This is a genomic window from Corynebacterium sp. HMSC076G08 (genome assembly GCF_001811515.1).
GTDB lineage: Bacteria > Actinomycetota > Actinomycetes > Mycobacteriales > Mycobacteriaceae > Corynebacterium > Corynebacterium hiratae.
In genome coordinates, this window is record NZ_KV805036.1 from 1 (window position 1) to 532 (window position 532).

1 rRNA gene and 1 pseudogene are annotated in these 532 nt (G+C 49.1%); one reads left to right on the plus strand and one right to left on the minus strand.

The features are described 5' to 3' along the window. Positions 1-153: 153 nt before the first annotated feature. Positions 154-271, plus strand: a 5S ribosomal RNA gene (gene rrf / locus HMPREF2806_RS05560). A gap of 153 nt (positions 272-424) precedes the next feature. Here rrf and HMPREF2806_RS14015 read toward each other — a convergent pair. After that, a pseudogene (locus HMPREF2806_RS14015) lies at positions 425-532 on the minus strand (IS3 family transposase); the annotation flags it as partial.

The following is a 532-nucleotide window of genomic DNA, read 5'->3' on the forward strand; positions in this document are numbered from 1 at the left end:
CTGGTACTAATAGACCAAAACAAACACACACACTCCGAACTATCGAGAGTGTGTAAACAACAAAACATGACAAACAATTAATCACTGTCGCTTGCGTCCACTACACAGTGTATCTGACACAACACCAGCAACCAGAATTTGCTCCGTGTGTTTGTCGGTGGCCTATAGCAGCAGGGAAACGCCCGGTCCCATTCCGAACCCGGAAGCTAAGCCTGCTAACGCTGATGGTACTGCAACCGGGAGGTTGTGGGAGAGTAAGAAACCGCCGACACCAAACAACAAACCATAACTCAATACAAAGTTGAAGGACCAAGACTTATCGAGTCTTGGTCCTTCAATTTGTTTTACAACCATTGTGTGTTGCAATTGAAGGGTCCATTTCTGATGGGCCTGACCCCCGGAAAGTAGACACGTCGGGGGTTAGCTATGCTGCTTGGGTCAGTGTAGCTGATGTGAGTGCTTCGTAGTCATCGGGGGGCTAGAAGATTGCACCAGGAATGTCGTCTGCGCGTGTTGTAGCGCATGCACCATC